Below are 25,906 nucleotides of genomic sequence, written 5' to 3'. Positions count from 1 at the left end.
GCCTAGCGCATTTTTCTGACGTGCAAGGTAAGTGCTCTTCTAGTTCACCGTGGCGCCGAGATCAGGAGGGACGTCGTTGAGAATTTGCCAGTCCAATAGCCAGCCGGCGCCTCTCTCTCCAAACTGACGCGACAAGGCCACAAGTGGCAGGCCGATCGGCTGAAGGTCCAGCCTGCCCCGCTTGCCGCTGGCAATCCATGACGTCGATCTGCTATCGGCTCCGGTCACAATGACTTTCGAGCGAGCCTTGGCAGCACTTGCTGAAATTACGAGAGCGACGAACTGATCCATACCGGGTGGAGACGGGAATGGGCTACGGTCCGGTCGATGTACGACCAGCAGTTGCCTAGCCGGACGTGCGCGACTGGTAACGGTCGGGTTCAAAGCTCCGGGGACAATGAACCCTTCAGTAGACGGTCTGCCTGGCGACAGGCAAGAACCGACACTGCCAGCAGCCGTGCGGTGTAGGGGCTAGGCAAGTTCCGTATGCGTAACGTAAGTGAATTGTCGTGTAACCCTCGTAATGATCGAAGAGCCCGAGCTGCTGGTGGCTCTAACCAAAATGGTACGTAGCGGGCGGCTCCTTTCCGTAGTGGGAGCCCGTCGTCGTCAGCGCTACCGGGGGAGAGACAGACGCTAACCGGACAGGCACAACCAAACGTGGTTGTGTCGGCAGGATTGGGAACGTGGCAAGCCTGATTCTCCGCCTGAGGTTTCAATGCATCGAAACAAGGCAGGTAACCCGCAAGGGAAGCTGTTTCGGGGGAGCAGGTATGAGAACGCGGAGAAAGCGAACGATGACCTGTAATTGGTCATATAGGGGTTCGAGATTTGCCCCGACCTGAAAAGGTGCAGACTTCCGCGTGGTGCAGTTGTCGCAGGCCTGCATTTGAGATTCAACGAAGGGCTGCTTGTGAGTGACCGGTCCGACTACGGTTCAGCGCCCTTCGCCTCAGCAATGAGGTGAATTAACGATGTGACGTTTGCGAAGGGCTTGCTCTGTAATGGCAAGACCGGCGTCAGTACGGCGCTTAATGCTGTGCTCGAGCTGTATGCAGGGAAACTTGCACGTACAGTTCTTCGGGAGCCCCGCTGCCGGAAGGCAGTGGGGCTACCCAATCACTACTGCCGTAGCTGATCACCCGCCCGGGACCTGTTCTTCATCACCGGCGCCGCGCGCCGCGATGTCGCTCGTCCGCGTCATCGATACAACTTCGCATAACAGAACATGCCTGCGCATCGCACGCTTTCCAGCACTCCATTCTGCGCATCCTTCGTAATCCGTAAGAAGCGCCACCATGATTTTGATCGAAACCCGCAACCAGTTGAATCACACCGCGCTCGAACAGTAACTCTTCGATGTCACGAAGGCTGAGCTGGAACCTGAAATACCAGCGCACGGCGCAGCTGAAGACTGCGGCGGGAAAGCGATGACCGTGATAAAGCGATCTTGTTTTCTTCATCGCGCAATCTTACGCGACCACCTCGCCAACGTGACAGAGCCATATCCACTTCATCGACGTCATCACCGCAAGCGCAATGCTTAACCCGTCAACTCGACATCGATAGCTGAAGACGAGATATAGGCTCGATCCAGCCCAAACCATCCAACGTGGTTTTGGCCGGGAAGTATTCGCAACCAATCCAACCATCGTATCCGGCGCGCTGCAACTCCCGGAAAACAAAAGGAAAGTTGATCTCGCCAGTTCCAGGCTCATGGCGGCCGGGAACGTCCGCAATCTGGATATGTCCCGCGTACGGAAGTGTCTCGAGGAGACATTCAACGATATTCCCCTGTTCGCGCTGGACATGGTAAATGTCCACCATGATGGCCAGATTGTCGGGTTCGTTCAGTGACTTGATGAGTTCGATCGCTTGCCGTTGTCTGTGGAGCAGATATGCCGGACGGTCAACACTGTTCAGCGGCTCAACCAGCACTACACGTCCATAGTCCCGCGCAATCTGACACGCCACAGCGATGTTCTGCCTGTACGTGTCCCACGCCTCAATGCGGGAATGCCCTTCAGGAACGATTCCAGACATCACGTGCACCTTAGGGCAGTCGATGGCCTTCGCATAAGCCATTGCCTGCTGAACGCTTTGCTCGAACTCAGCGCGACGCAGCGGCTCCACAGCAAGGCCCCAGTCGCCGTTTGCAGGATTGCCAGCAGGGGAATTAATGCTTACGCATACAACGTTATGCTGATCAAGGCTCCGCTTGAATTCAGCAGCATCTATCTCATACGGAAACCACAGCTCAACTGCCTGGAAACCGGCCTTCGCAGCGGCCTCAATCCGGTCTAGGATCGGCAGATCCTGGAACATAGTCGATATGTTTGCAGAAAATCTTGACATTTTGATCTCGCTGGCTATCAGGTCATTTGTGAGGTGTCTCACACCTCGCAAGTTAGTTTGCAACTCAAATGCTATGACTAAACTCACCGCTGCTTAAACGGCTGATACGAATCATCGCGTACCTCTCGAAATTTCGCATCCGAGCGCATTGTGTACATGGCGACGACGGAGTCGCGTTCCGGGTTAAGCATCACGTGGATTTTCCGGTTATCAAGCGCGTCTGCGTAGCGCAGAGCGGTCTCGAAGCCGCGTCGGAACTCATCCTCCCGACCGGGCAAAGAGGCTATCCCGCGCTCGCCCTGGCCCAATCGCCAGGCGGTACGTTGAAGAGCACCTGTTCAAGGCCATGCTGTTTCCGCCGCGCGGCGAGTTCACCTACCAAATGGTCATACGGGAACAGATACTCGACGTCCTTAAAGTCGCCCGCTGCTGCGGCAGCCGAAACGGTCAAGGAACTCATGTTCCCGGTACGTCATGAGTCAGGTTAGCGGCAAAACGTGGCATGGTCGTATTCGTGTCAATAGATGCATGGTATATGCGCACAGACGGGCCGACAGCCCTGTTTCAAACAGCTGTGCATACTTTTCTGCGACGCTTCGGTGTTACCAGCGCGCGCCGAAAGTCGTACGCAAGTCATCAATCTGCGGTTCGGTTAGCGCGACCGGACGCGGCTCTGTCATCAGCCAAAGACGGGCAGTTTCCTCGAGCTCTTCCAGTGCCCACGCCGCCTGCGACACACTCGCTCCCCATACGACGGGACCGAGCCGCTCAAGCAATACGCCACGCACGTCATTACCGAGTTCACGCACGCGTGCAGCGACCATCGGGTCGCCAGGACGGCAATACGGAATCAGCGGAATGTGTCCCACCTTCATTACGTAGTACGGCGTAATCGGCGGGAGAACGTCGTCCGCCTGCCAAACACCGGCGAGCGTCAACGCGACAAGATGGGTCGAGTGCGTGTGCACCACACCGTGCATCTCGGGATTACAGTCATAGACATTACGGTGTAGTGCGAGCGTCTTGGACGGCTTGTCGCCGCTGACCCATTGTCCTTCGCGGTCGACCTTGGCGATCGCCGCGGGATCAAGGTGTCCCATGCATGCATCCGTGGGCGTAATAAGCCAGCCGTCATTCAGCCGGGCGCTGATATTTCCGGCCGAGCCAACCGTGTACCGACGCTGATGCAGGTCTGCACCAATTCGCGCGATTTCCTCGCGAGCCTTGCTCTCAGCCGCTGCCGCCGATGTTACTGTTGAGATCATTGGGCTAAGTCCGCGGGTTTGTCAAACATGGCCAACGCCTTGCTGAAGAAATCAACTGTACCGAAGTTGCCGGATTTCAGCGCGAGAGCAAGCGGAGTGCCGCCAACTGTCACGGTACATGGCACCCCCGGATCAATTTGCGCGCCAATCCGAAGCGCCTTGACTCCGAGTGCATTGACGACCGCCCCAGACGTCTCCCCGCCAGCTACAACGAAGCGCCGCACGCCAAGGTCGTGCAGCCTTTGTGCAATGCTCGCGAGCGCCTGTTCAACAAGTTGACCGGACGCCTCAGTGCCGAGCTTCTTCTGGACAGCTTTGACCTCTTCCGGGGTGCTGGTCGCATAAATGAGGAGCGGCTCCATGGCGATGTGCTGCTTCGCAAATGCGATCGCCTGCTCGGCAACAGCCTCGCCTGCTGCGAGTGAGAGCGGAGCAATCCTGAACGCCGGTCGACCAGCGCCTTGCCAGTGCTCAACCTGTGCCTGCGTCGCACGCGAGCAGCTTCCGGCTAATACTGCGGAAAAACCGTCAATCACCGGCAGTTCTGCAGTGTCTTTCGCGTGCGGCAGCAGGCCCGCCCGGGCGAAGTTACCCGGCAAGCCAAGCGCGAGACCTGATCCACCCGTCAAAAGAAGGTCATTCGCGCACGCAGCACCAAGCGTGTACAAATCCTCGTCCGAAATCGCGTCCGCAATGGCAAGACCAACGCCCTCCCCGCGCAATGACGTTCGTGCCACCGCAACCGCTTCTGCACCTCGCTGAACGGCGTCATAACGCAGCAGCCCAACTTTCGATTCTGTCTGACGCTGCAGCCCGCGGACGAGATTGGAATCGGTCATCGGTGTGAGCGGATGATTTTGCATGCCTGACTCGTTCAGCAAGACGTCGCCGACGAAGAGATGGCCTCGATATACCGTTCGTCCGTTTTCAGGGAAAGCGGGGCAAGCGATTGCGAAATCCGTGCCCAGCGCCTGCATCAATGCGTCCGCGACCGGCCCAATGTTGCCATCATCAGTTGAGTCGAACGTCGAGCAATACTTGAAATAAAACTGCCTGCAGCCAAGCGTCTTCAGCCACTCAATTGCCGCAAGCGACTCGGCGATCGCCTGCGCGCGCGGGGCGGTGCGCGATTTCAACGCAACGACAACTGCTTGCGCCGCCGCGTCTAATGGCGCGTCAGGCACGCCGATGGTCTGAACAGTGCGCATTCCACCGCGCACCAGCATGTTGGCGAGATCGGTCGCACCCGTAAAATCATCGGCAATGCAACCCAGCAGGACTGAGGGCGAAGTCATCTTGGCATTCTGGAAGTGAACGGTCACGCGGAAACCGCAGCGTTGTCCTTGATAAATGCATGTACGACGCTGTCGAAATCGACGTCATAGACAAATCCCAGCGAGCGGGCGTAGTCCGCCGAGAAGTTACCCGGCCAGGAATTCACGATATGCTCAATGGCAGGATCACGTTCGACGCGCACGCGATTCCCAACTTCGTCACCCGCGATACGACGCAACGACGCCAACATCTGTTCGACGGAAACCGAGAGACCCGGCATGTTGATCACGCGGCCACGAGTCAGTCTGTCCTTCGCGATTTCATGACCATGTACAAGGTTCTCTACGGCACGATCCGGGGACATCAGCCACAGGATCGTTTCGGGCGCAACCGGGCACACCGCGACGACCCCGTTGATGGGTTCCCGGATGATGCCACTCGCGAAACTGGAAGCCGCGCGATTCGGCTTACCGGGTCGCACGACAACCGTCGGCATTCGCAGGCTACGGCCGTCCACGTATCCACGCCGGCTGTAATCGGCAAGCAGCAGGTCCGCAAGCGCCTTCTCCGTGCCATATGAGCTTTGCGGCGCCCAGACATGCGCGTCTTCGACCGTCGCCGGCAGTTCGCCACCGAACACGGCAACCGAACTCGTCATCACAAGACGCGCCTGCGAGCCGAGAACGCGCACGCGCTCGAGAAGTGCCCGGGTGGCATCGAAGTTGATTCGCATGCCGAGTTCGAACTCCTGCTCAGCCTGGCTGGAGACAACTGCGGCGAGATGAAAGATCGAGCTGGTGTCTGCGTCAACAAGCGTTTCGACGTGCGCGGGGTCGGAAATGTCTCCGGTGAGAACGTGAACGCGCGAATCGTCGATGCCTTCGAGCGGGACAACGTCAAACGCGTCGATCTGCTCAATACGTCGCCGCTGCCCCGCGGCATCGGTCAACTCGCCGCGCGCAAGCAGTGCGCGAATCAGACGCCGGCCCAAGAAACCTGCTGCCCCGGTCACCAGAATCTTCATGTTTTGCCTCCATACAATACGCGGCGCAAAATGGGCGCCGCAAAAGTTGTATGATGATCTTACATTGGAGTCGGGCGCGATGCAAATTGACCGGAGTCCGGACGCGTCGTGACTGAGGTCTAATCTCTCGAAGCGCGCTTCGCAGCCTTCGTATCTTCGTTAATCAGAGGCTGAGCAGCAGCGGTCCCAACAGCTTCCCAGAAAGTAGCGTCGGCTTCCTGAATCCGCTTGCCGGCGTTGTCGATGTGAGTGAGTGCTGCGCGTCGGGCAGCTTCTTGGTCTTGTGCGCTTATCGCATCGCAGATCGCGCGGTGCTCGCTGCGCACCTGGGTTGAAAAGTCCTCGCGACGCGCCTCATTCGTCCGGGTCACGCGGATCGCGGCGTGAATGAACTGGCTGATGAACTCAAGCAGTGACGCATACAGCGGATTGCCAGTGGCTCGCGAAACCGCCATATGGAAAGCAAGATCCTCGTCTACACCATCCCGCTTTTCCTTTGTCGCTGTGTCGATTGCGGCGAGCGCACGTTTTATGTCTGCCAGTTGGACGCGCGTGCGACGTTGCGCCGCGAGCGCGGCCGCCTCTGCTTCGATTCCGCGCCGCAACTCGTTCACCCGGAGCACGGCATCGATCGAATCCTTCGGGTCTATTTCCAGGCGAAAGGCCGTCGTGCGATTGGGCTCACGCACCACGGTCCCGCTACCCTGCCGGATTTCAACGAGTCCGTCCGACTTCAGACGCGAGATAGCCTCACGCACGACAGTGCGGCTCACACCGAAGCGCTCGCCTATCACCTGCTCCGTCGGCAACCGCGTTCCTGCCGGAAACTCGCCACCCTTGATTTTCTCAAGCAGCACAGCTGTCACCCGGTCAGCAAGCGTACCGACGTTGGCGATTTTCGGTGGGTCGAAAGTTGTTGACGATTGGGTCGAATGGGCCATATGGGTGCAATTGGAATGAAAGGTGGTCCGATTGACACGTTACCACTTTCTACCTATGATCGGAATGCCATACGTACTATGTATGGTTATCATACAAATGTCCGCCACAGCCTCTCTCGCATGTTGCCCTGCTGCCATAGTGAACTCGGGTGGCAAGTCCAGGATCGGAACAGCGAAAGGCCGACGGGGACCGGTCGTCAAGGAGACAGATAGTGCAGAGCGATTCAGTAGAGGTCTTAACGCAGGTCGACACGCAGTCATTCGAAACACGAACCTACGCCAAGGTCACCTGGCGAATCGTGCCGTTCCTGATGTTCTGCTATCTGGTTGCGTATCTGGACCGGGTGAACGTGGGATTCGCAAAGCTCCAGATGTCGTCGGACCTGCACTTTTCCGACACCGTCTATGGCCTCGGCGCCGGAATTTTCTTCATCGCCTACTTCCTGGTTGAGATTCCCAGCAACATCATCCTGCATCGGGTCGGGGCCCGACTGTGGATGGCCCGTATCATGATCACATGGGGCGTCATCTCTTCTGGCATGGCCTTCGTCACCACGCCGACTGCTTTCTACGTCATGCGCTTTTTGCTTGGACTAGCCGAGGCGGGTTTCTATCCCGGCGTGATCCTCTATCTGTCTTACTGGTATCCGTCACATCGACGCGGCAAGATGTTCGCCGCATTCGCCGCAGCAGTACCGCTTTCTGGTCTCATTGGCGGTCCGTTGTCGGGCCTTGTACTCCATTCCTTTAGCGGCGTGATGAACCACGCCGGCTGGCAATGGCTGTTCTTCATTGAAGGCCTGCCCTCAATCGCGGCAGGCATCGGCGCGATTTTCCTGTTGACTGATGGCATCTCGAAAGCCAAGTGGCTGACGGCGGATGAACGCGAGCTGCTCGAAGAGCAGATCCGTGCAGACTCCACGCATAAGGTTGAGCATTCACTCGGCGACGTGTTCAGGAACGGCCGCGTCTGGCTGCTCACGGCAATCTATTTCTGTCTGATCTGCGGCTTCTATACGGTCGGTTTCTGGCTGCCTACCCTGATCTCATCGACTGGCGTAAAGGATCCGTTGCACGTTGGCCTGCTCACAGCGATCCCGTATGGCGCTGCCGCTGCTACCATGCTGCTGGTCTCGCGTAGCGCCGACCGGCAGCGTGAGCGGCGTTGGCACCTGGCTTTCACCGCAGTTCTGGGCGGTGTTGGTCTTATCATGTCGGCGGCTTTCGGCGACCAGCCTGTTCTCGCGATGATCGGTCTCACGCTTGCAGCCATGGGGGGGCTTAGCACGCTGCCAATGTTCTGGAGTCTGCCCACAGCGTTCCTTGGGGGTTCCACCGCCGCAGCCGGTATCGCGCTGATCAATTCGTGGGGTAACCTCGCCGGATTTGCCAGCCCCTATCTGATTGGCTTCATGAAGGACATGACGCATAGCACCAATCCTGGCCTGTACGCGATGGCCGGTGCACTCTTCCTGGGTACGCTGCTGACTTTCCTGGTGCCCGCGAAGATCGTCAATCGCTGAGCGCCACGTGTTATCGATGGCGGTTCGGGGCTTTTCGCTGAGCAAGTCCGTGTCCAACGCGCTGATCGGCATGCTGGTTCGAAAGGGAGCTGACGGTGGACCAAGCCGCACCAGTACCGGCTCGGCAGAATGCCTCCGATCCCCGCCATCGCATCACGGTTGAACAGTTGGAATGGGCGGGACTCGCTGGGCGAAACCGGCAGCGGCGCCGCGATGGCGTCGGACGCATTGGGCGGCACGTCCGTGGGCGGCAGCGCGAGCGGTGCGCACCTCGGCAAGACTCGCGCGGCGGTCTATCGGGAATTGCAGCGTGCCCAGAAGGACGGCACGCTGGATCGCTTGAATTCGCTCCATGGCGGTGGGAATTGAGCGAGCATGTGCCCGGGACGCCATCCGGCGTTGCGCGCCGCACAGCGTCCCGGGGCGTTGACGAGGCTATTCATCGGGAAATGCGCTTGTACTTCTGCCACGTTTGAAAAGAGGGGTCATTCAAGCAGCGTCAGCGACCGTCTCTTCATGGCCCGGACCGGATCGGATGATCATGCCCTCCACCAGCATGTGTGGAATTGTCAACGTTCACGACGGTTGGCAAGACTCCTGCGAATAAGACCAGCGCTGTTATCCAGGTCGCCCGTTTGCGCCGAGATCTACGCCTGGCCATCGGGGATGAGCACCGCCCCATCGACCACTCGCCCCATCACCAGCCGATCATCCCCAGCCTCGACGTCGCTGACGAGCAGACAGTCGAAATGAGCTAGCGCGCCGAGGCAACGGCGGTGCGCCCGCCAAGGCACCGATGCGAGCTTGTCAACTGTGCGACCGACTGTTTCCCGAAGTGCTCGGCCAAGCCTCTTGTTCGCAGCACACTGATTGCGAACACCCGGCCGTCGAGGAGGATCTTGTACGACTGATGCGCGAGTTCAATTCTGATCGCCAGAAGTAATGGGCGAAACTAAACTTGAATGACCGAACTTGCAATAAATGCGTTCCAGCGATCGTCATCCGCAACGCCGATCACATAGACGCCTGCCGTCAGTTTCGCGTGTGGCCTGGCGCGATGCCAAAGATCAGCGTGATGCTCGCCAGGATTAACAGCATCAGGCGCCGCCGGATCGACGGGAAGATTACGCTTTCTCCACCATAGCCGATTTAGCAAGCAATTTCAGTCAGAGAGCGCAGCGAGACAGCGTTATGTATCCCGCAAGTTGAGAACTGGTTCCCCATGCGTTCGCGGCGAGAGGGCCTCAGTGCACCACAGACTCGCCGTTTTTCGCTTTACATGGAAAGCATGTTTGCTAACGATATGAGCCCGGTTGTTCGTCATAGGTACGCCCTTTCCGCGATCGGGACGAACGCCTACGGCTGGGCGCGGATTCGCCGATCGACAAACTTGTGCAGAGCGAGTGCCCAGCCAATTAACTCCCTGTCCGTCTCCGGCTTCCCGACCAGTTGCACACCGAGCGGCAGGCCATCCTCGCTCAACGCAGTGGGCAAATGGATGCACGGCCAGCCCAGCAGGGACCACGCTTTATTGAAGGCCGCGGTTCCAGTCGATTCAAGCCCTCTGGGAGCTGGACCCAAAGCGCTCGACGTCAGGACGACATCCGCATCGCCGAAGTAATCGTTCCAGCACAAACGCTGCGCGTGTTGCCACGCCTTCATCTCGCGATAAGTTTGCGCCGGCATCGCCAGCCCTTTGTCGATAGCCTCACGCAAAGGCCGGCTTAGTTGCGCTGCGTGCTCCGATGCCACCGGTAAGAGGCTGCGCGACAGTTCGTAACGCATGATGACCGAATGCGCTTCGAGAAATCTGGCAGGGTCGGTTATTTCAGGGACCGGTTCGATCGTCGACAGACCGCGAAGTGCAATCCTCGCATCTTCGAGAGCAGCCTGTGCAGCGTGTTCGAGCACATGGCCAGGATTGCCCGGCAAAAACCCGATCTTTACTGTCCGCATATACTCAGTTGAGTACAACGGAGGTGGCGCATCGGGGAGCATGACTTCCGCGACCCGCGCCACGTCAGCCACATCGGCGCAATACCAGCCGATCACATCCAGCGACTCGCACATTATTTTCATACCGTCGCGACCGAGCGCCCCGAAACTCGGTTTGAAGCCGACGACACCGCAAAACGCCGCCGGCCGGATCATCGATCCGCCAGTTTGCGTGCCCAATGCCATAGGCACCATGCCTGCGGCTACGGCAGCGGCCGAGCCGCTCGATGAACCTCCCGGCGTATGTTGGCGGTTTGCCGGATTGCGCGTGGGTCCCGGCGTCATATAAGCGAATTCGGCCGTCACCGTCTTGCCGACCGGTACCGCTCCGGCTCGCCGTAGCAAGGCGACGCAGGATGCATCGAATTGGGACGGCGAGGTGTTGCAGGCCTCAGAACCGCATCGGGTCGGCATGCCGGCCACGTCGATGATGTCCTTCACGCCGAATGGAACACCCGCCAGCGGACCGGATGCGGTCCGCGCGGACGCTCCAATGAGGTCGCCCGCGGACCCGAGGTGCGACCATGCGCACAACTCTCGTTCCCGCCGTGCAATGACCGAAAGCGCATGGCGCGCTGCATCGAGTGAATCGTCTACCCCCGTTTGCACTCGCCGGGAAATCTCGACGACGGAATAGGCATCTGTTGCTGTTTTCATTCCAGGATCGTCATCAGTTGGCCGCACTGCACTTTCTTCAACTCCGCCCTGCTGCGCTGAAAGGATGTTCCTGCAACCAGTGATTCGCGATATCGATGCGGCGACACATCCACACATCCTCCCGCCGCGCAAGGCTATCGAGCAAACGCTCGAGTCCCGCGGCACGGCCAGGATGGCCGATCAAACGCATGTGCAGCCCGATCGACATCATCTTCGGCGCTTGAGCGCCTTCGCGGCACAGCATCTCGACCGCGTCGTTGACGAACGTGTAAAAGTCGTCCCCGGTCGCCATCGCGCCGCGCGCGAATTTGACGTCGTTATTTGTCAGGCTATACGGAATCACCAGATGCGGCTGCTGTTGCACCGTCGTCCAGTACGGGAGTTCGTCGTTATACGCGTCGGAATCGTAGATGAATCCGCCATGCTCAACCAGCAACTTGCGAGTATGAACGGTGGGCGCATAACGGCAATACCAACCCGCTGGTGGCCGTCCCGTGGTGCGAGTAATAGACTCGAAGGCACGCCTGATTTCCTGAGCTTCCTGCTCTTCAGTGAGATTTTGTGCCCGCACCCAGCGCCGACCGTGACTGCACACGTCGATGTCGCCATCGCGGATTACCTGCGCGAATTCCGAATTGCGCTCCAGCGCCTGCGCGCAGGCGAACGCGGTGGCGGGCAAGCTGCGCTCCTCCAGCAGGCGCAGCACGCGCCAAATGCCCACCCGGCTGCCGTACTCGAACATCGACTCGGCGGCGAGATCGCGGCCTTCGAAGCCGCCCGCCCCTCCTTCGGCCAGGCCACTTTCAGAGTGGCCGTCGCCATCAGGGAAGGACGCTTCCGCGCCTTCCTCATAGTTGATGACTATATTGACTGCGAGTCGGGCGTCGTTGGGCCACCGGGGGTTGGGCGGCCGGGGTCCATAGCCGGTGAAGTTCCGTTCCAGGTGATCGTATTTGCCGTCCATTGTGTGCTCCTGCTCTATAGCGCGACCATAACAGGCTCGGCCAGTCTCGTTACGACGGTGTCATCGCTGCGGCCGCTCTCCGCCATGATCACCGCTACCTCATTGACGTCGTCGAGCGATGTAAACGCGAAGTGCCAGACCGAGCGTCGATAGCACACGCCCTGGCCGCCGCCACTGATAAAAGCGGAGAGCGTGGCGAGGTCGGGAAGGCCGTCTTCGCCGGGTAGTGCAACCGCGATCAGGTATGGAACCTCGCGCATCGGAATAAAGGTCTGATGCGAGTGCGGATGGCATTCCATCGTATCGATTGCGATTGAACGAGTGCGGCTCGGCTGCAAGCGGTTAATCCACAAACGCGGAGTAGTGCCGGTGTCGAGTCCGGCAAACGGCATCGAGAAATCGCGCCGTCGCTGTTCAGTCTTGTTCTCGAGAACTTCGCCATATACGTCGAACGCGTTCGCGCTTAATGGCTTTACTTCGATGTACGGTGCTGCGCCTGCCGTCGTCATATCAAACTGCCTTCCCTAAAGCACGTCGCGATGCAGTGAACATCGGTGTGCAACTGAAGAGTACCGTTAGCACGGTTCCCAAGATTAAAAATCCCGCAAAAATCCACGCCGGCAGCGCGAATCCACCGCTGACCTGGCGACTCCATCCCAGCAGGCTGGGCGCGATCACACCGGACAGGTTAGCCAGTGAATTAATGACGCCAATTGCCACGGCTGCCGCTGTACCGGTCATCAATTCGGAAGGCAGTGTCCATAGCAGTGCGTTGGAAGCATAGACGCCCATCGCCGCGAAGCAGAGAGCGATCATGGCGGCCCAGTGCACGTGCAACAGGAACGCGAGAGCAATGAAACCGAGCGCACCGAACAGCGTCGCCGTGGCCAGATGCGCGACGCGTTCGCGATGGGTATCGGAATGGCGCGCCCATGACACCATTGCGATCACGCCAGCGAGATACGGTACGGCGCTCAGAAAACCAACTGCCGTATTGCTATAGCCAAAACTTTTGATGATCTGCGGTAGGAAGAACGCGATGCCGGTCGTACCAAATACGATGCAAAACAGCGTGCCCGCAAGCAGCAAGACAGCGCGGTTCGCGAACGCCGCTGACAACGGATAGCGCGCCTCCGAGTCGAGTGCGCGACGCTCGCTCTCGAGCATGCGCTCCAACCTGTCCTTTTGGTCAGGGCTCAGCCAGGCCACGTCCGCGGGGTGATCGGCCAGCCACCATAGGCAACCGATGCCGAGTGCTACCGCGGGCGTGGCTTCCAGTAGAAACATCCATTGCCAGCCGCGCAGGCCAGACACGCCGTTCATGCCGTCGAGGATCAGCCCGGAAATCGGACCGCCGATCAGGCCCGACAGTGGGATTGCAACGATGAAAATGCCTGTGACCCGTCCCCGGTAACTCGCGGTGAACCATCGGCTCAGGTAAACCACAATGCCCGGAAAGAAACCTGCTTCTGCCATGCCAAGCAGGAAGCGCAATACATAGAAGCTCTTCTCGCCCGATACGAACATCATGGCGCCGGAGACCAGCCCCCAGGTCATCAGGATGCGTGCGATCCATCTTCTTGGGCCGACCTTCGAAAGTACGAAGTTGCTTGGCACCTCGAACAGAAAATAGCTGACGAAAAACGCACTCGCCCCGATTCCGTAAGCAACGCTCGACAGCCCGACGTCCGCGTTCATCTGCAGCGACGCGAAGGCGATATTGACCCGGTCGACGAACGCGACGAAGTAAAGCAGCATCAGGAAAGGCAGGATTCTCCATGCCACCTTTGTCATGACCGCTTGTTCGACACCGGAAACGTTGGCGCTTGCGACTGTATTCATTGGGGTGTCTCGGTCTGAGGGGGTTGTGCCGTCACGGCGCGCATCCGGTCTTCGGTATGCGATAACTGGCATTATCAAAAGCGGCCTTACAATAAGCAACTATTGAAAATTATTCACACCCTATAAGAAGAGATTATTGTGAACACGAGACTGCTGGGTATCTTCAGGGCCGTCATGACGTCGCAGACCACGGTCGGTGCTAGCCGCGTGCTCGGGATCTCGCAGCCGGCTGTCAGCACTGCGCTCGGCCAACTTGAATCGGAACTTGGATTCCCGCTCTTCAATCGCGTGGGGAACCGACTGGTCCCGCGCGAGGAGGCGAAGCTGCTGTTCAGCGCGTCAGAAGCCATGTTCATGTATTCCGAGGCTCTCGACCAGACCGTCGAGGACATCAAGGAGAACCGCCTCGGACATGTGCGCGTGAGCGCCACGCCGCAGCTCGGTCACTCGATACTTCCGCAGGCAATTCGGCGTTTCATCATCGGCAAACCCGACGTAAAGGTGTTTTGCGACGTCGTCGATTCATTCAAGGTGATCGAAAGCGTTGAAGCGCTGGCGGCCGATTTCGGCCTGGCGATGGCGCTCGAACCCGAGCTTGACCAGGCGCTGAAGATGGTGAAGATCGCGTCGATCGAGATGGTTTGCGTCGTGCCCCATGGACATCCGCTTGCGCGGCGCAAACGTGTCGTGCCGGCCGATCTCGAGCCGTATCCGCTGATCGGATTGTCGCGTCTGGCGCGCGTCAGTACGCTGATTGCCGCGGCATTCCGCGACGCCGGCGTGCCGTACCGCGTGGCTGTCGAGACACGCTATTCGGAAACCGCGTGCAGGCTGGTAGGCGCCGGCGCCGGTGTCGCGGTGGTCGATGCACTGTCGGCCATCGCACATACCGGTCAGCAGCAGATTGTCGCGCTGCCGTTTCGGCCGAAGAACACGATCGACGCCTGGGCGATTTCCTCGAAAGACCGCCCTCTGACGCGACTCGCGGAAGCGTTGCTGTTTGAAACACATCATGCGATGAAGGCTCTTCGGCTATAGAGCCCGTTAAACCTCATATCCCAACCCGATAATGCTTTTTCTTTTCGCGTTGATGTGAGACCGCGAATAAGGTCACTCCAAGGCTTTGCGCGTTCTGTCCGAGCGCAAGCCGACTGCCTAGGTCGCGCGGCAAATGTCGAATGAAGCAGTCGTTCGTCCGAGCATGACAGACGTTGTTGCGAACGGCCGCTATAGAAAAAGTCGAACGCCTCTTGTCGACCCAGAGCAGCCTGTCGCGTCGCATAGCCGATTGACCGCTTTCCGTTATATTGCGGACATGTCAACTTCTGGTTTGATTGGGTTACACATCGCGCTCGACAGCCGGTCGGCGACAGATTCGCCAGAGAGACAGTGAGTGACGAAGTTGGCAGTGTCGCGAACGTCAGGGTTGCGGAGCCTTCACTGATGCGCAGCGCCGCCTGCCCAGGCCGACACTTTAATCGTGGACCCGATATGCGCTGCGCAAGCCGAGCTTACTGGAAAGCACGCGTGACCCCATGCGCATGCGCGCCGCCACGCATCGACAGGTGAATGCAAAGCACACCGAGCATCGAGATGGCCGCCGGCACAGCTGCGGCAACGAACAGCGACGCCGACGACCACTGAAGATGCATCAAGGCGCCACCCAGCACCGGACCTACTACCGAGCCCACCCGGCCGACGCCAAGACTCCAGCCGATACCCGTGGACCGCAACGCTGTCGGGTAGTAAGTCGCTGCGAGCGCATTAAGCGCAGGCTGTCCGCCGATAATCGAAAAGCCAGTCAGGAAGATTGCAATAAAAAGCGCGCCCACGGAGACCAGCACGCGCGGATTGCCGATCGCGGCAGTTGCGACGATCGCGAGCAGAAAGGTCGTTGCCAGCACGCGGGTAAAGCCGACGCGATCGATGATGTGACCCAGCGCGAGCGTGCCGATTACGCCGCCACCCCACAGCGCAGTGCCTGCATAGACCGCGGTCGATGTCGAATAGCCGGTTTCGCGAATCACCGTCGGCAACCAGTTCGACAGGAAGTACATGTCGAGCAGGTTCGCGAAGTTGACGATCCACAGCAGCAGCGTGACACGCGTCCGGCCGTCCTTGAAGAGTTCGACGAACGGCACACCCTTCGGTTTCTGTTCGCTGACCTCGAACACCGCATCGGACGGCACGTCAGCAGCAGGCGCGATCTTCGCAAGTCCGCGACGAATACGGGTAGCATCACCTTTGCGGAAAATCAGGAACTGGATCGACTCGGGCAACGCCGCCCACATCAGCACGCCGAGCGCGAACGGAATCGCGCCGCCGACGAAAAACACCGAACGCCAGCCGAAATTCGGGATCAACGCCGCAGTGATCAGCCCACCGATGACACCGCCGATCGTGAAACCGCAGGAAACGATCATCATCAGCGTGACCCGGATCCGCCGCGGACTGTATTCCCCCGCCAATGCCATCGCATTCGGCATGATGCAGCCGAGACCGAGGCCAGCCGCAAAGCGCCAGACGACCAGTTCTCGGATCGAATGCGAAAAGCCGGTCGCGAACATGCATACCGAGAAAAAGAACGTCGCGGCGATCAACACGGGGCGGCGGCCGACCCGGTCGGCAAGCGTGCTAAACGCGAGCGAGCCGACCAGCATACCGAACAGCCCTGCGCCGAAGACAGGCGCCAGCGTTTCTTTTGCAATGCCCCATTCGCGGATCACGACGGGCGCGACGTAGCCCATCGCCTGCACGTCGAATCCGTCCATGACAAGGCACACCGCGCATAGCACCACAACCATCAACTGATACAGGCCGAATCGGCCATCATCGACCAATGCGTTTACATGCACCTTCGTACTCATTGCTCATCTCCTGAAGAACCAACCGCTCTCGTCTGCAGTCGGTGCTGCGTGGCGGCCTGGCGTTTAAAGTGTGTACAGCGTCAAAGTTCCAGCACGAGCTTCCTGCCCTTCGCGCGCGAGCAGCAGGTCATCATCCGTGTATTCGATTGCCGCTCGCCTCTGGTCAGCACGACATCGCGATGATCGACTTCGCCTGCCAGCACGCGCACTTCGCATGAGCCGCACAGACCTTCCTCGCAATCGCTCTGTACGTCGACATTCGCCCTGCGCAGCGCGGCAAGCAGTGTCTGATCGGCCGGCACCATCACGACGAGCCCCGAATCCTTCAGTTGGACTTCGAACGCGTGCTCCTTGTCCGGATCGGGCGTGCCGATCGTCGATTCGAAATGCTCGACCTTGAGCGTGTCATCTGGCCAGGCTGCGGATGCGCGTTGCAACGCTTCAAGCATGCGCGCCGGGCCGCACGCATACACCTGAGTTCCGTCGGCAATCTGCAGTGCGCTGAAGTCGTTGCGCGTGCCTTCATCGGACACGTACACGCGCATACGGTCGCCGTGCAGTGTTGCGAGTTCGTCGAGCAGCGCCATCGACACGCGCGTGCGTCCGCTGAAATGCAGTTCATAGTCGAGGCCCAGCGCTTTCGCGCGCCGGACCATGGCGCTGATCGGCGTGATGCCGATGCCGCCCGCGATCAGAATGACCTTCTTTGCTGTTTCATCGAGCCGGAAGTGATTGCGCGGTCCACGTATGCGCAGCAGTGCGCCAGCCTTGACATTGTTGTGGACCCACTCGGAGCAGCCCCGCCCATGTGGCTCTCGAAGCACCGCAATCTCGAACGAGCCTGCATCGTCTGGATCGCCGCACAGCGAGTATTGCCGCGAGATGCCCGTGTTGCCACATTCGACATCGATATGTGAGCCCGGCGTCCATCGAGGAAGCGGGCGGCCGTCAGGTGACGCGAGCTTGACGCGAACGATGTCCGCGCCGGCGTAGGTCACCGATGTGACTACAACGGCACGGCTGATCGCATGCGCGGACGGCTCGCCGATACGCACAGCGTCCCGAGGTCGCAACACCGAAGGATCGGTGCGCTCGGGATTGAGCGCGGGGTCCCATTCGATGAACAGATGCTCCGGGCCGCGAAACGACGTGTTGGGCACATACGTGAAGCGCTGTTCGGCAAGGCGCATGTGCGGCAAGCGGCGCGTGAACTCTTCCAGGAAAATCTGCATCTCCATGCGCGCGAGATTCTTGCCCATGCACTGGTGCGAACCATAGCCGAACGTCAGTTGGTCGCTCGCGTTCTCGCGGCGGATGTCGAAAAGATCGGCGTCGGCGAACTGACGTTCGTCGTGATTCGCGGACGACGTCACGATCAGCAGCTTCGATCCCGCCGGAATGTCGATGCCGCCGACGGTGACGTCTCGGGTCGCCAGACGCCGCCACGCGGCGACCGAGCCGTTGTGCCGCAAGCACTCCTCGACCGCATTCGGTATCAGGCTCGGGTCCTCGCAGATGTCGCGCCACGCTTGCGGATGCTGAAGCAGCAGCTTCATCGCGTTCGCAGTGGCGTTCGCGGTGGTTTCGTGCGCCGCCACGATGCCGGCCATCATCATTGAATGCAGATACGAATCGGTGACGACATCGGGCAGTTCCTTCTGCTTGCGAATGCCGTACTGCATCCAGCCTGGACCATCCGGATCCTGACGCATCTTGTGCAGCACCTTGCCGGCAAACTGCCAGAACTTGCCGACCGCGTGCGCGACTTCGACCTGTTCTTCAGGCTTCGGTCGTCCCCAGGTATTGACCGTATGCGCGATCGAGTACTTGCGCAACGTGTCCATGTCTTCTTCCGGCACGCCGAGGAAATGCAGCGCAACGGTAAGCGGAACCTCCCACAGCATCTGATCGACCAGGTCGGCTTTGCCGTCGTCAATGAACCGGTCGACATATTCGCGCGCGAGATGGCGCACCATCGGTTCGTGATGCTTGAGCGCCTCCGGCGTGAACGGGTCCATCAGCGCACGACGCCGAGGCATATGTGCCGGCTCATCTTCGTTCACAAGCGTGCGGTTCATTGCATAGCCGTATGACGCCAGCACCTCGTTCGCCTCGGGTCCCGTCGGCGTGATTTTCTCGAGGGCGATTGACGGGCTGAACGTGAGGTTGTCGCGAAAGATCGCCTTGATGTCCTCGTATCGCGTCACGACCCAATAGCCGAGTTTCGGACTGTAGAAAACCGGCTCCTGTTCGCGCGCCCAGCGCACGTATTCCGGCGGGTCCTGCTGATAGCCGTCTTCGAACGGATCGAATTCCGCGGCGCGGCGGCTGACCGGGCAACCCGTTGGCGTCGCCGGAATACTGCCGCCCGCGCTGTTGTGGAAGGGGCACGCCGAAGCGCGATCCGGGTTAATGACGTCGCTCATCCATGTCTCCTCGCTGCGCATCCATTTGCGTAACTATAGTACGCTATGCGTAATTCACTACCAGGGTAAACGCGTTGGCGCTGACGGACGGCGCTGGCCACCCGCTAGAATGGACGCATGAAAAAAGCTCGAGTACTTGAAACGAACGGGGAAGGATTCGCCGCACCAGAGCGCGAGCGCCGTCAGCGCGTCCAGTCCGCGTCGACCGCCATGGTCGTACTCAAGGGTCTCGCGGCGATCGGCGGACGCGCGTCGCTCACCGCGCTGGCATCGCATATCGGCGAGAGTCCAGCGAAGGTTCACCGCTATTTGGTGAGCCTGATGGAAGAATCGCTGGTGGCGCAGGAGCCGGGTACCCAGCAGTACGTGCTGGGAACGGAGTGTCTTGCCATCGGCCTCGCCGCCATGCGGCTCTCCGACCCGATCCGGCTTGCCGAGCCGTCATTGGTGCGACTGAGAGAGAGCCTCGAAGTCACCTGCTTCATTGCCGTGATGGGCAATCGGGGGCCGACGATCGTGCGCTTCGAGGAGCCGGGGCTGCCTGTCACGGTGAACGTGCGCGCCGGGTCGGTCATGTCGCTATTGTGGTCAGCGACGGGCCGGCTTTTTCTGGGACTGCTCGATGAATCCCGCGTTCGCGCACTAGCGGAAGAAGAGTTGCGGCATTCGCCCGCCGATCTGCTCGCGCAACTCGACCGCGACGATCCCATCGGGCGGTTAAGGCGTGACGTTCAGGCCGTCCAGTGTGCAACCGTCAAGGACACCAACCTGAAAGGAATCAGCGCAGTCGCCGCACCTCTTTTCGATTTCAACGGCCGACTGTGTGCAACGCTCACGGCGCTGGGCGCGACGGGAGGATTCGATTCGTCTATCGATGGATCGATCGCGACCGCAGTTCGACAGGAGGCGCAGGCTATCAGCGCACGGCTCGGGTATGTAGCGGGAACGCAGGCCGCCTGAGCGACCGTGAGTCGCAAACGGGCGTATCCGCTGGACAGCATCTCACTTCGTTTCCTTTGCGTTGTACCGGCTCATGCTGTCCACGGTGGGTGACGGAAAATTCAATTTGGCGCCACCGGCTGTGCCGTTCAACCTGACCACCCCTTGGGCGATGTAGATGATTGAATGTAGCGCCGGGATGCTTGTCGTCGCGCGCGCCCCCGGCTTAGTTCATCCGCCCATTTCATCAGATCGTACATCTGTCTCTCCCCAAATTTATCGATTTATCTCGCCATCCTCTGCTGATGCTCCCGTGTCAGCGGTTCAAAATTCGCGAGCGCGGCGACATCGATCACTTAGGAAAACGAGGTCTATTGCCGCGCCTTCTACACCCTGGAGGCGCATACGTTCCGTTTTCCTAGACTGCCAGGCGGCTGCTGGTGCGGTCTTCAGCGTGACCCAGTCCGCCTGATGCAACAGTCGATTTCGGCGGCGCCGATGCCCCGTCGATCAAGGCATTGCCGAGCGATGCGATCACGTCTGCCAGCTCGTGCTCCGTGCGCGCACCGCCATACACGAAACCGTCCGGCCTGACGACCGCGGCCAGCGCACTGCGCTCGGCCAACCAGCGTTGCACCGTATCGCAGTCTTCCTCGCAATAGACGATTCCGGGCACATCGCTCCCGTCAGTACAGCCGCTCGTCCCGCCGATGCAAATCACCTTGCTTGCGGCCAGATGCGCCACCCTGCTCACGCACGCGCGGGCTTGCTCCGCCGCCTGCGAGTCAACGCATACGACGTAAAAGCCGCCTCGCACGAGATCGTCGAGCCTAGTACGCCCGATCGATGCGCCTTGAACCCACGGCTGCGGGAACAACTGGCCCGCACCCGTGCGGAGTGTTCCATCGGCAACCCTGTACAGCAGGCCCGCCGCGAGGTCGGGGATGAATGCCTGGCGAACCGTCGTGGCCGTCCCTGCCGCCAGTTCGGCGCCGAGCCGGCGATCCCGCTCCAGCGCGGCCTTCTCGTCGAGTTCGCCGATGATCAACCCGAAAGATCTGGTGCGCTGCGTCGCCGAGCAGGAAGACGCGGCCGTCACGCCACGTTTCAGCCACGACAGCGTGAAAGCGATAGATCGCAACGCGCTTCACCTCGATTGCGCTGGTATCGACAAAGGTCGAGAGCACGCGGTTGACGTGTTCAGGATCGTTGAACGCCTCTGGTTCTTCACCGGGCATGACCTTGATTTCCCACCGCCGCAGGCGGTCCGGACCAACGATATACGTGCCGGGTCGCGACGGACGGCAATACTGCACGCAACGCTCGGGAAGCTCGATGTCGCTATGCAGATTTGCGTCGACCACCACCCACCATTCGTCGAAAGCCAGTGTTGGCGTTCACAATTGATGCTAGCCGTGTTCACAGGAGCGCTAGCAAGTTCAGTAACGCTGCTAGCGTAGCCGTCCGTTTCGTGGAAACCGAGGAGTTCGATAGCGCGATATCGCCCGAAGCGCTGCACCGAAGTTGGCAGCTTTGCGAAAGACCGAGGCCGGGACCGTCTCCAGCAGAATATGGTGCGCTCCGCAGTATTCAGCTGCCGGATCGAGCCATTCCCTCTTCCACCGTGGTGCCGAAACGTCGACTTCGTTGAGCACGAGACATCTGAAGCGATAGACGGTTGCCCAGTGGACGTCGAGCAATTGTGCTGCGCGTTTTGCCTGGTCTCGGGAAAGCGCTCCCTTCCCTAGCGGTCTCAGCACCGACGCTATCTTCGCTGCCCGAGTTTCAATTTCTTCCAAGGAAGCCATGTCTCACCAATGTGCAGGAAGGACGCGCTAGCAGCATTAAAGAACACGAAACCCACGCTAGCAACGTTAGTGGACAAGGTGGCTCTCGGACGTTGTATCGCTACAACACCGTGGGATGCATATCTTTTCGCCTCCTGGCCCTGCATATACGGCGTTTTATGCCCCATTCCGCGCTAGCAGAATCATTGACACGGCTAGCGGCAATTGTGAACACCAACACATGCAGCGCGCAGGCCTGCGCTGCGGGAATGCCCAGCCACTTCAGACCGGCCGGTTGCAGCCGGTGCGGCGCCTGCAGCAGGAGCAGGGGGCGGGATCCGACGGTCGCCAGTGCGGGCCGCAGCAGACGCAGTTCACCGCAGCCCGGCTGCGGTGTGAGCAGTTCGGTGAGCGCGCCCGCGGGCCAGCCGCCGCCCGGCAGTTCGGCGGCCAGCGCGGCATGGCCGCACGACACCACGCGATCGAAGCCGGCGGCCAGCTGCGAAGCTCGCCACAGCGCGGGGTGGATGTCTTCGGGGTGACGCGGCAAGGCGCTCATGGGGCAATAACACTGTATGAATATACAGTATCTAGCGTAGCGCTTATCCTGGAAAAATGTAAAAGGAGGTCTGGAGACTACGACCGGGCGATTCCTGGCGAGCCGTTCCACGGGCGCAAGATCACCTTTCACAACCGGCTCGGCCACTACGGCCGCTAGATACAGAGATGCCGGCCCCCGCTGCTGCCGGCGCCGGTTTTCCGCCCGGGACGGGCGGGTACTGTGGTGTTGGGAGAATCAGACGGTTAGTTGCATTCGATAATTTCAGGAATGAACCGCCGGATTTGGAAGACTAGGTGGCCGGCGCGGTGCTTCCCAAGCGCACGTCAGGGGGAGCAGATAGCGGACGCGTGACTGTTACGGGGAGCTTTCCGCTCGAAGACTTTTGGACCGTCAATTTTCGCGAGGCCGGGCCGTTAACTGCCTCAAGTACTCGCGAGGATTTTGTTTGCATGACTATCGTTTTCCGCAGACTCAAAGCCATCTTTCTGGATTTGACAGCTCGATTCACTTCTGTCGATCCACGCATGAGCAATCAGGATCGGCTATTTCTCAGCGAGCACGGCTTGGACACGATTCGCGAGATCGCCCAACAATTCCCGCACGACGGGAAGCTGGGTGTTCGCATGGCAGAACTGCAAAGGAGCAGGGAGTTCGCCCGCGACCTGATGGACTTTGTCGATCAGGAGATGTCGTTTGGAGACTTCATTCACGGTGTGAATCAAGCCTTCGCATCGTGGCGTTCGGAGCTTGACAGGACGAAGCCGTGCCGCGCTGAATTTGCTGCTGCGATGCGCCGGGAGCTTTTTGCCGGCAACGATATGGGATGGAGGGCGTACGCAGCACACATGCGCACGCATCTATCGTGGTTCGCCGGTGACGAGGCGCCACGCATTCCGGATAAAACACGTAAGACGAGCGGGAAAGTTGTCAGCGATGCTGTTGCCGGGCGCAAACACTGACGATCAGAGCCCGCGGGCACTAGCCAAGATCCGGAAGATCGATGTCGTTTGCCGACGGCAGTTGAAGCTTTTCCAGGCATTAATCGCTCAGTTCCAATTTGCACGATGTGCGGGCTTCCAATCGCGGCGGTGTACGAGCAATGCCCCACGCCTGAAGCAACCCATCGAACGACGGCGCGATGGACAACCAAGGGCCGGGTTTGGACCCAAAAGAGACAGATGGGCCGCTCAGAAGCGGTCGTCCCGACAACCCCTGATGATCAGATCAGCAACCGCGAACTGACTCGATCCCGCTAAATCTCGGCGCCCCTCGGCCCGTCAACACCGGCTCCGTCGGGGGTGTCGGCAATAGCGCTCGATCCGTGTAGTTGTCGAACGTAATAGGTCGCGCGATCTTCGGACAGCAAAAGCGACACTGATAGGCAGAAAGCGTCGGTGCTAGAGAGCGGCGTCAGCAATGCGCTCGCGTAATCGAGGCACTACGAAGTCGATGAAAGCCCGTAACTTGAGAGGCAGCCGATTTTTTTTGTCGTAAACCAGATGGACCGGGCGAACTGGCGGTTCAAATTCACTCAACACAATCTGCAGGTCGCCTCGACGGACGTGTTCTGCAATCTGGTAGGACATGGTGCGAATCAAGCCCGACCCGGCAAGCCCCGCATCAATCGCGGCTTCAATCGTGTTCACGCTTAGTCTCGAGCGGAACGGCACATCAAAATCTGATCCGTCCGACCAAAATTTCCAGTTGCTCGTCGAGGACACACTTTCGAAGGAGACAACGCTGTGCTCAGGAAGCTCGTCTGGAGTAGCGGGTGTTCCCCGCGTGGAAAGATACCAGGGGCTTGCACAGATAACGCGTCGCACAGCCCCTAATCGGACTGCAACCAGTTCGCTGTCAGGAAGATCACCGATTCGTAGTGCTACGTCGATTTGATCGTCCAGAAAATGCGTAACCTTGTCCGTTAGCATAAGGCCGACCGACACATCCGGGTATGCGGCGAGAAAACTCGTGACGACAGGAAGCACGTGCATCCGCCCAAACATGTTGGGTCCAGTCACGACCAGATCTCCCTTGGGTTCCAGGTATTCCCCTGCAGCAGCGCGTTCTGCCTCAATGACCTGTTCAAGGATCGATTTAGCTGCGGTCAGGTATGACCGGCCCGCTGGCGTCAGTTCGAGGCCGCGAGAAGAACGCACGAGCAAAGTGGCCTTCAGATGAGCCTCCAGGTCGGCCATCCTGCGGCTTACGGTCGCCAACGGGAGCCCAAGCCGACGACTGGCTTTCGACAAGCTGCCACTTTCCACGGCGGCAATGAGCAGTGACATCGCGTCGAATCGATCCACGGTCTTCCAATAAACGAGAGGGCGCTTTCCGATTTTACCGTCTGCTCATCGAAATCGGAAACACGCAGAATGCCCTCAACGCGTCAAACGGTAGGTGGTCTACCGAGACGCTTCAGAAGAGGACTCGACAAATGAATAATCGTACGTTTCATCGCACGGCCACTGTCAACGGACGCAAGGTTTTCTATCGCGAGGCGGGCGACCCCAAGCTCCCGACAATTGTCCTGTTGCACGGATTGCCGAGCAGCAGCCAAATGTTCCGAGACCTTATACCCGCTCTGGCCGATCGATTCCATCTGATAGCGCCAGACTACATCGGGCTTGGTCATTCCGACGCCCCTTCGCGAGATGAGTTCAAATACACCTTTGACAATCTCGCTGACCACGTTGCGGGCCTTATCGAGGCATTGAAGCTGGATTCGTACATTCTTTACATGCATGACTACGGCGGACCGGTTGGATTTCGGCTCTTTACGCAGCGTCCCGACGCGGTCAGGGGCTTCATCATTCAGAACACCAACGCCTATATGGAAGGTGTGGGCGATGCTCCGAAAAGCGTCTTCCTCCCGTTGTGGGAGAACCGTACGCCTGAGACCGAAAAGCCCGCACGAGACTTCATCAGCCCCGAGGGCACGAAGTTTCAATGGCTCGTTGGCGCAAAAGACCCGGACGCCGTGAATCCCGACAACTGGGTATTCGACCAGGCGCTGCTCGATCGCCCCGGCGTGCAGGACTGCCAAATCGACCTTCTTCACGATTATCAGTCGAACGTCGGCCTCTATCCGACCTGGCAAGCGGCATTTCGACAACACCAACCGAAGACATTGATCATTTGGGGAAAAAACGACCCGTTCTTCATTCAACCTGGAGCGCGGGCTTATACCAAAGATCTCCTCGACGCCAAGCTTGTTTGGCTGGACGCGGGGCACTTCGTGCTCGACGAGAACAAATGCCAGGTCGCAGCCGAGATCAAGGCTGTCTTCGCAGACTGAGAAGCAGCGGTGTACCGACCGGTCCTGGTGGTCCACGCGAAGCGATCGGTAGCCGTATCAGGCTTGAAGAGCAGCGACGCCCTTCTTTGAAGGCCGTCGCTTCGAACCTCCGCTAAAACGCGCTTCCATGTTCCGGCGGTTCCGCATTTCGTTGCTGGGTCACCATGTCCCACAAACCAACTATCGAAG

The 25,906-nt window shown here is 59.5% G+C and carries 22 protein-coding genes and 4 pseudogenes; 7 read left to right on the top strand and 19 right to left on the bottom strand.

The window, feature by feature from the left end:
• Window positions 1-39: 39 nt before the first annotated feature.
• The 9 genes and pseudogenes from WN982_RS25335 to WN982_RS25295 form a co-directional block, all read right to left on the bottom strand.
• On the bottom strand, window positions 40-291 hold the full coding sequence (locus WN982_RS25335) for a hypothetical protein (RefSeq protein ID WP_341318382.1): 252 nt from the start codon (window positions 289-291) through the stop codon (window positions 40-42).
• 1,040 nt (window positions 292-1,331) lie between these two features.
• Window positions 1,332-1,463 (bottom strand): annotated as a pseudogene (locus WN982_RS25330) (IS6 family transposase); the annotation flags it as partial.
• A gap of 88 nt (window positions 1,464-1,551) precedes the next feature.
• Window positions 1,552-2,325 carry a TIM barrel protein gene (locus WN982_RS25325; RefSeq protein ID WP_341318381.1) on the bottom strand — a complete coding sequence of 258 codons (774 nt, stop codon included), beginning with the start codon at window positions 2,323-2,325 and terminating at the stop codon, window positions 1,552-1,554.
• A 218-nt stretch (window positions 2,326-2,543) separates the two neighbouring features.
• A pseudogene (locus WN982_RS25320) lies at window positions 2,544-2,859 on the bottom strand (hydroxypyruvate isomerase); the annotation flags it as partial.
• A 98-nt stretch (window positions 2,860-2,957) separates the two neighbouring features.
• Complete coding sequence (locus tag WN982_RS25315; protein WP_341318380.1) at window positions 2,958-3,620, bottom strand: aldolase; 663 nt, start codon at window positions 3,618-3,620, stop codon at window positions 2,958-2,960.
• Window positions 3,617-4,915 carry a 3-oxo-tetronate kinase gene (gene otnK, locus WN982_RS25310; RefSeq protein WP_341319418.1) on the bottom strand — a complete coding sequence of 433 codons (1,299 nt, stop codon included), beginning with the start codon at window positions 4,913-4,915 and terminating at the stop codon, window positions 3,617-3,619. Before otnK ends, WN982_RS25315 begins: the two co-directional genes overlap by 4 nt.
• Window positions 4,916-4,938: 23 nt before the next feature.
• Window positions 4,939-5,919: a D-erythronate dehydrogenase gene (gene denD / locus WN982_RS25305; protein WP_341318379.1), complete on the bottom strand. Its 981-nt coding sequence runs from the start codon at window positions 5,917-5,919 to the stop codon at window positions 4,939-4,941.
• Window positions 5,920-6,038: 119 nt separating this feature from the next.
• Complete coding sequence (locus WN982_RS25300) at window positions 6,039-6,608, bottom strand: FCD domain-containing protein (protein ID WP_341319417.1); 570 nt, start codon at window positions 6,606-6,608, stop codon at window positions 6,039-6,041.
• Between the two features lie 57 nt (window positions 6,609-6,665).
• Window positions 6,666-6,860: pseudogene (locus WN982_RS25295) on the bottom strand (GntR family transcriptional regulator); the annotation flags it as partial.
• Between the two features lie 212 nt (window positions 6,861-7,072).
• Between WN982_RS25295 and WN982_RS25290 the strand changes: the two are divergent.
• Together WN982_RS25290 and WN982_RS25285 are read left to right on the top strand one after the other, a co-directional pair.
• Complete coding sequence (locus tag WN982_RS25290; RefSeq protein ID WP_341318378.1) at window positions 7,073-8,383, top strand: MFS transporter; 1,311 nt, start codon at window positions 7,073-7,075, stop codon at window positions 8,381-8,383.
• Between the two features lie 129 nt (window positions 8,384-8,512).
• Window positions 8,513-8,752 carry a DUF4148 domain-containing protein gene (locus WN982_RS25285; RefSeq protein WP_341318377.1) on the top strand — a complete coding sequence of 80 codons (240 nt, stop codon included), beginning with the start codon at window positions 8,513-8,515 and terminating at the stop codon, window positions 8,750-8,752.
• Between the two features lie 278 nt (window positions 8,753-9,030).
• Here WN982_RS25285 and WN982_RS25280 read toward each other — a convergent pair whose 3' ends face one another.
• From WN982_RS25280 to WN982_RS25260, 5 genes are all read right to left on the bottom strand, one after another.
• A complete protein-coding gene (locus tag WN982_RS25280) occupies window positions 9,031-9,177 on the bottom strand; it encodes a hypothetical protein (protein WP_341318376.1) in 147 nt (48 codons plus the stop codon).
• A gap of 562 nt (window positions 9,178-9,739) precedes the next feature.
• Window positions 9,740-11,035, bottom strand: coding sequence for an amidase (locus WN982_RS25275; protein WP_341318375.1), 1,296 nt, complete (start codon window positions 11,033-11,035; stop codon window positions 9,740-9,742).
• Between the two features lie 37 nt (window positions 11,036-11,072).
• Complete coding sequence (locus WN982_RS25270) at window positions 11,073-11,999, bottom strand: polysaccharide deacetylase family protein (protein WP_341318374.1); 927 nt, start codon at window positions 11,997-11,999, stop codon at window positions 11,073-11,075.
• Window positions 12,000-12,013: 14 nt separating this feature from the next.
• Window positions 12,014-12,508 carry an ureidoglycolate lyase gene (locus tag WN982_RS25265; RefSeq protein ID WP_341318373.1) on the bottom strand — a complete coding sequence of 165 codons (495 nt, stop codon included), beginning with the start codon at window positions 12,506-12,508 and terminating at the stop codon, window positions 12,014-12,016.
• A 1-nt stretch (window position 12,509) separates the two neighbouring features.
• Complete coding sequence (locus tag WN982_RS25260; protein ID WP_341318372.1) at window positions 12,510-13,940, bottom strand: MFS transporter; 1,431 nt, start codon at window positions 13,938-13,940, stop codon at window positions 12,510-12,512.
• 39 nt (window positions 13,941-13,979) lie between these two features.
• Between WN982_RS25260 and WN982_RS25255 the strand changes: the two genes are divergently transcribed.
• Window positions 13,980-14,879: a LysR family transcriptional regulator gene (locus WN982_RS25255; RefSeq protein WP_341318371.1), complete on the top strand. Its 900-nt coding sequence runs from the start codon at window positions 13,980-13,982 to the stop codon at window positions 14,877-14,879.
• Between the two features lie 473 nt (window positions 14,880-15,352).
• On the opposite strand, the gene WN982_RS25250 is transcribed toward WN982_RS25255, so the two are convergent.
• Both WN982_RS25250 and WN982_RS25245 read right to left on the bottom strand, forming a co-directional pair.
• The gene (locus WN982_RS25250; protein ID WP_341318370.1) at window positions 15,353-16,708 is read right to left on the bottom strand and encodes an MFS transporter; all 1,356 of its coding nucleotides are present in this window, start codon (window positions 16,706-16,708) and stop codon (window positions 15,353-15,355) included.
• A gap of 80 nt (window positions 16,709-16,788) precedes the next feature.
• Window positions 16,789-19,134: a cytochrome P450/oxidoreductase gene (locus WN982_RS25245; RefSeq protein ID WP_341318369.1), complete on the bottom strand. Its 2,346-nt coding sequence runs from the start codon at window positions 19,132-19,134 to the stop codon at window positions 16,789-16,791.
• Window positions 19,135-19,251: 117 nt separating this feature from the next.
• Here WN982_RS25245 and WN982_RS25240 point away from each other — a divergent pair, with 117 nt between their 5' ends.
• A complete protein-coding gene (locus WN982_RS25240; protein WP_341318368.1) occupies window positions 19,252-20,094 on the top strand; it encodes an IclR family transcriptional regulator in 843 nt (280 codons plus the stop codon).
• A 397-nt stretch (window positions 20,095-20,491) separates the two neighbouring features.
• Here the strand turns inward: WN982_RS25240 and WN982_RS25235 are convergent, their stop codons facing one another.
• Window positions 20,492-21,121, bottom strand: coding sequence for a hypothetical protein (locus tag WN982_RS25235; RefSeq protein ID WP_341318367.1), 630 nt, complete (start codon window positions 21,119-21,121; stop codon window positions 20,492-20,494).
• Between WN982_RS25235 and WN982_RS25230 the strand changes: the two genes are divergently transcribed.
• A complete protein-coding gene (locus WN982_RS25230) occupies window positions 21,114-21,533 on the top strand; it encodes a hypothetical protein (protein WP_341318366.1) in 420 nt (139 codons plus the stop codon). The genes WN982_RS25235 and WN982_RS25230 overlap by 8 nt on opposite strands.
• Before the next feature lie 595 nt (window positions 21,534-22,128).
• Here WN982_RS25230 and WN982_RS25225 read toward each other — a convergent pair.
• A pseudogene (locus WN982_RS25225) lies at window positions 22,129-22,419 on the bottom strand (cell division protein); the annotation flags it as partial.
• Between the two features lie 452 nt (window positions 22,420-22,871).
• On the opposite strand from WN982_RS25225, the gene WN982_RS25220 reads away from it, so the two are divergent.
• On the top strand, window positions 22,872-23,381 hold the full coding sequence (locus WN982_RS25220; RefSeq protein ID WP_341318365.1) for a hypothetical protein: 510 nt from the start codon (window positions 22,872-22,874) through the stop codon (window positions 23,379-23,381).
• A gap of 438 nt (window positions 23,382-23,819) precedes the next feature.
• Here the strand turns inward: WN982_RS25220 and WN982_RS25215 are convergent, their stop codons facing one another.
• Entirely contained in the window at window positions 23,820-24,707 is an 888-nt protein-coding gene (locus WN982_RS25215; RefSeq protein ID WP_341318364.1) for a LysR family transcriptional regulator, read from the bottom strand.
• Window positions 24,708-24,856: 149 nt separating this feature from the next.
• Between WN982_RS25215 and WN982_RS25210 the strand changes: the two genes are divergently transcribed.
• Entirely contained in the window at window positions 24,857-25,717 is an 861-nt protein-coding gene (locus tag WN982_RS25210) for an alpha/beta fold hydrolase (protein WP_341318363.1), read from the top strand.
• Window positions 25,718-25,906 lie beyond the last annotated feature (189 nt).

The organism is Paraburkholderia sp. IMGN_8 (assembly GCF_038050405.1).
Taxonomy (GTDB): domain Bacteria; phylum Pseudomonadota; class Gammaproteobacteria; order Burkholderiales; family Burkholderiaceae; genus Paraburkholderia.
The sequence above is the reverse complement of the archived record's forward strand: the minus strand, read 5'-3'. Positions and strand labels throughout refer to the sequence as shown.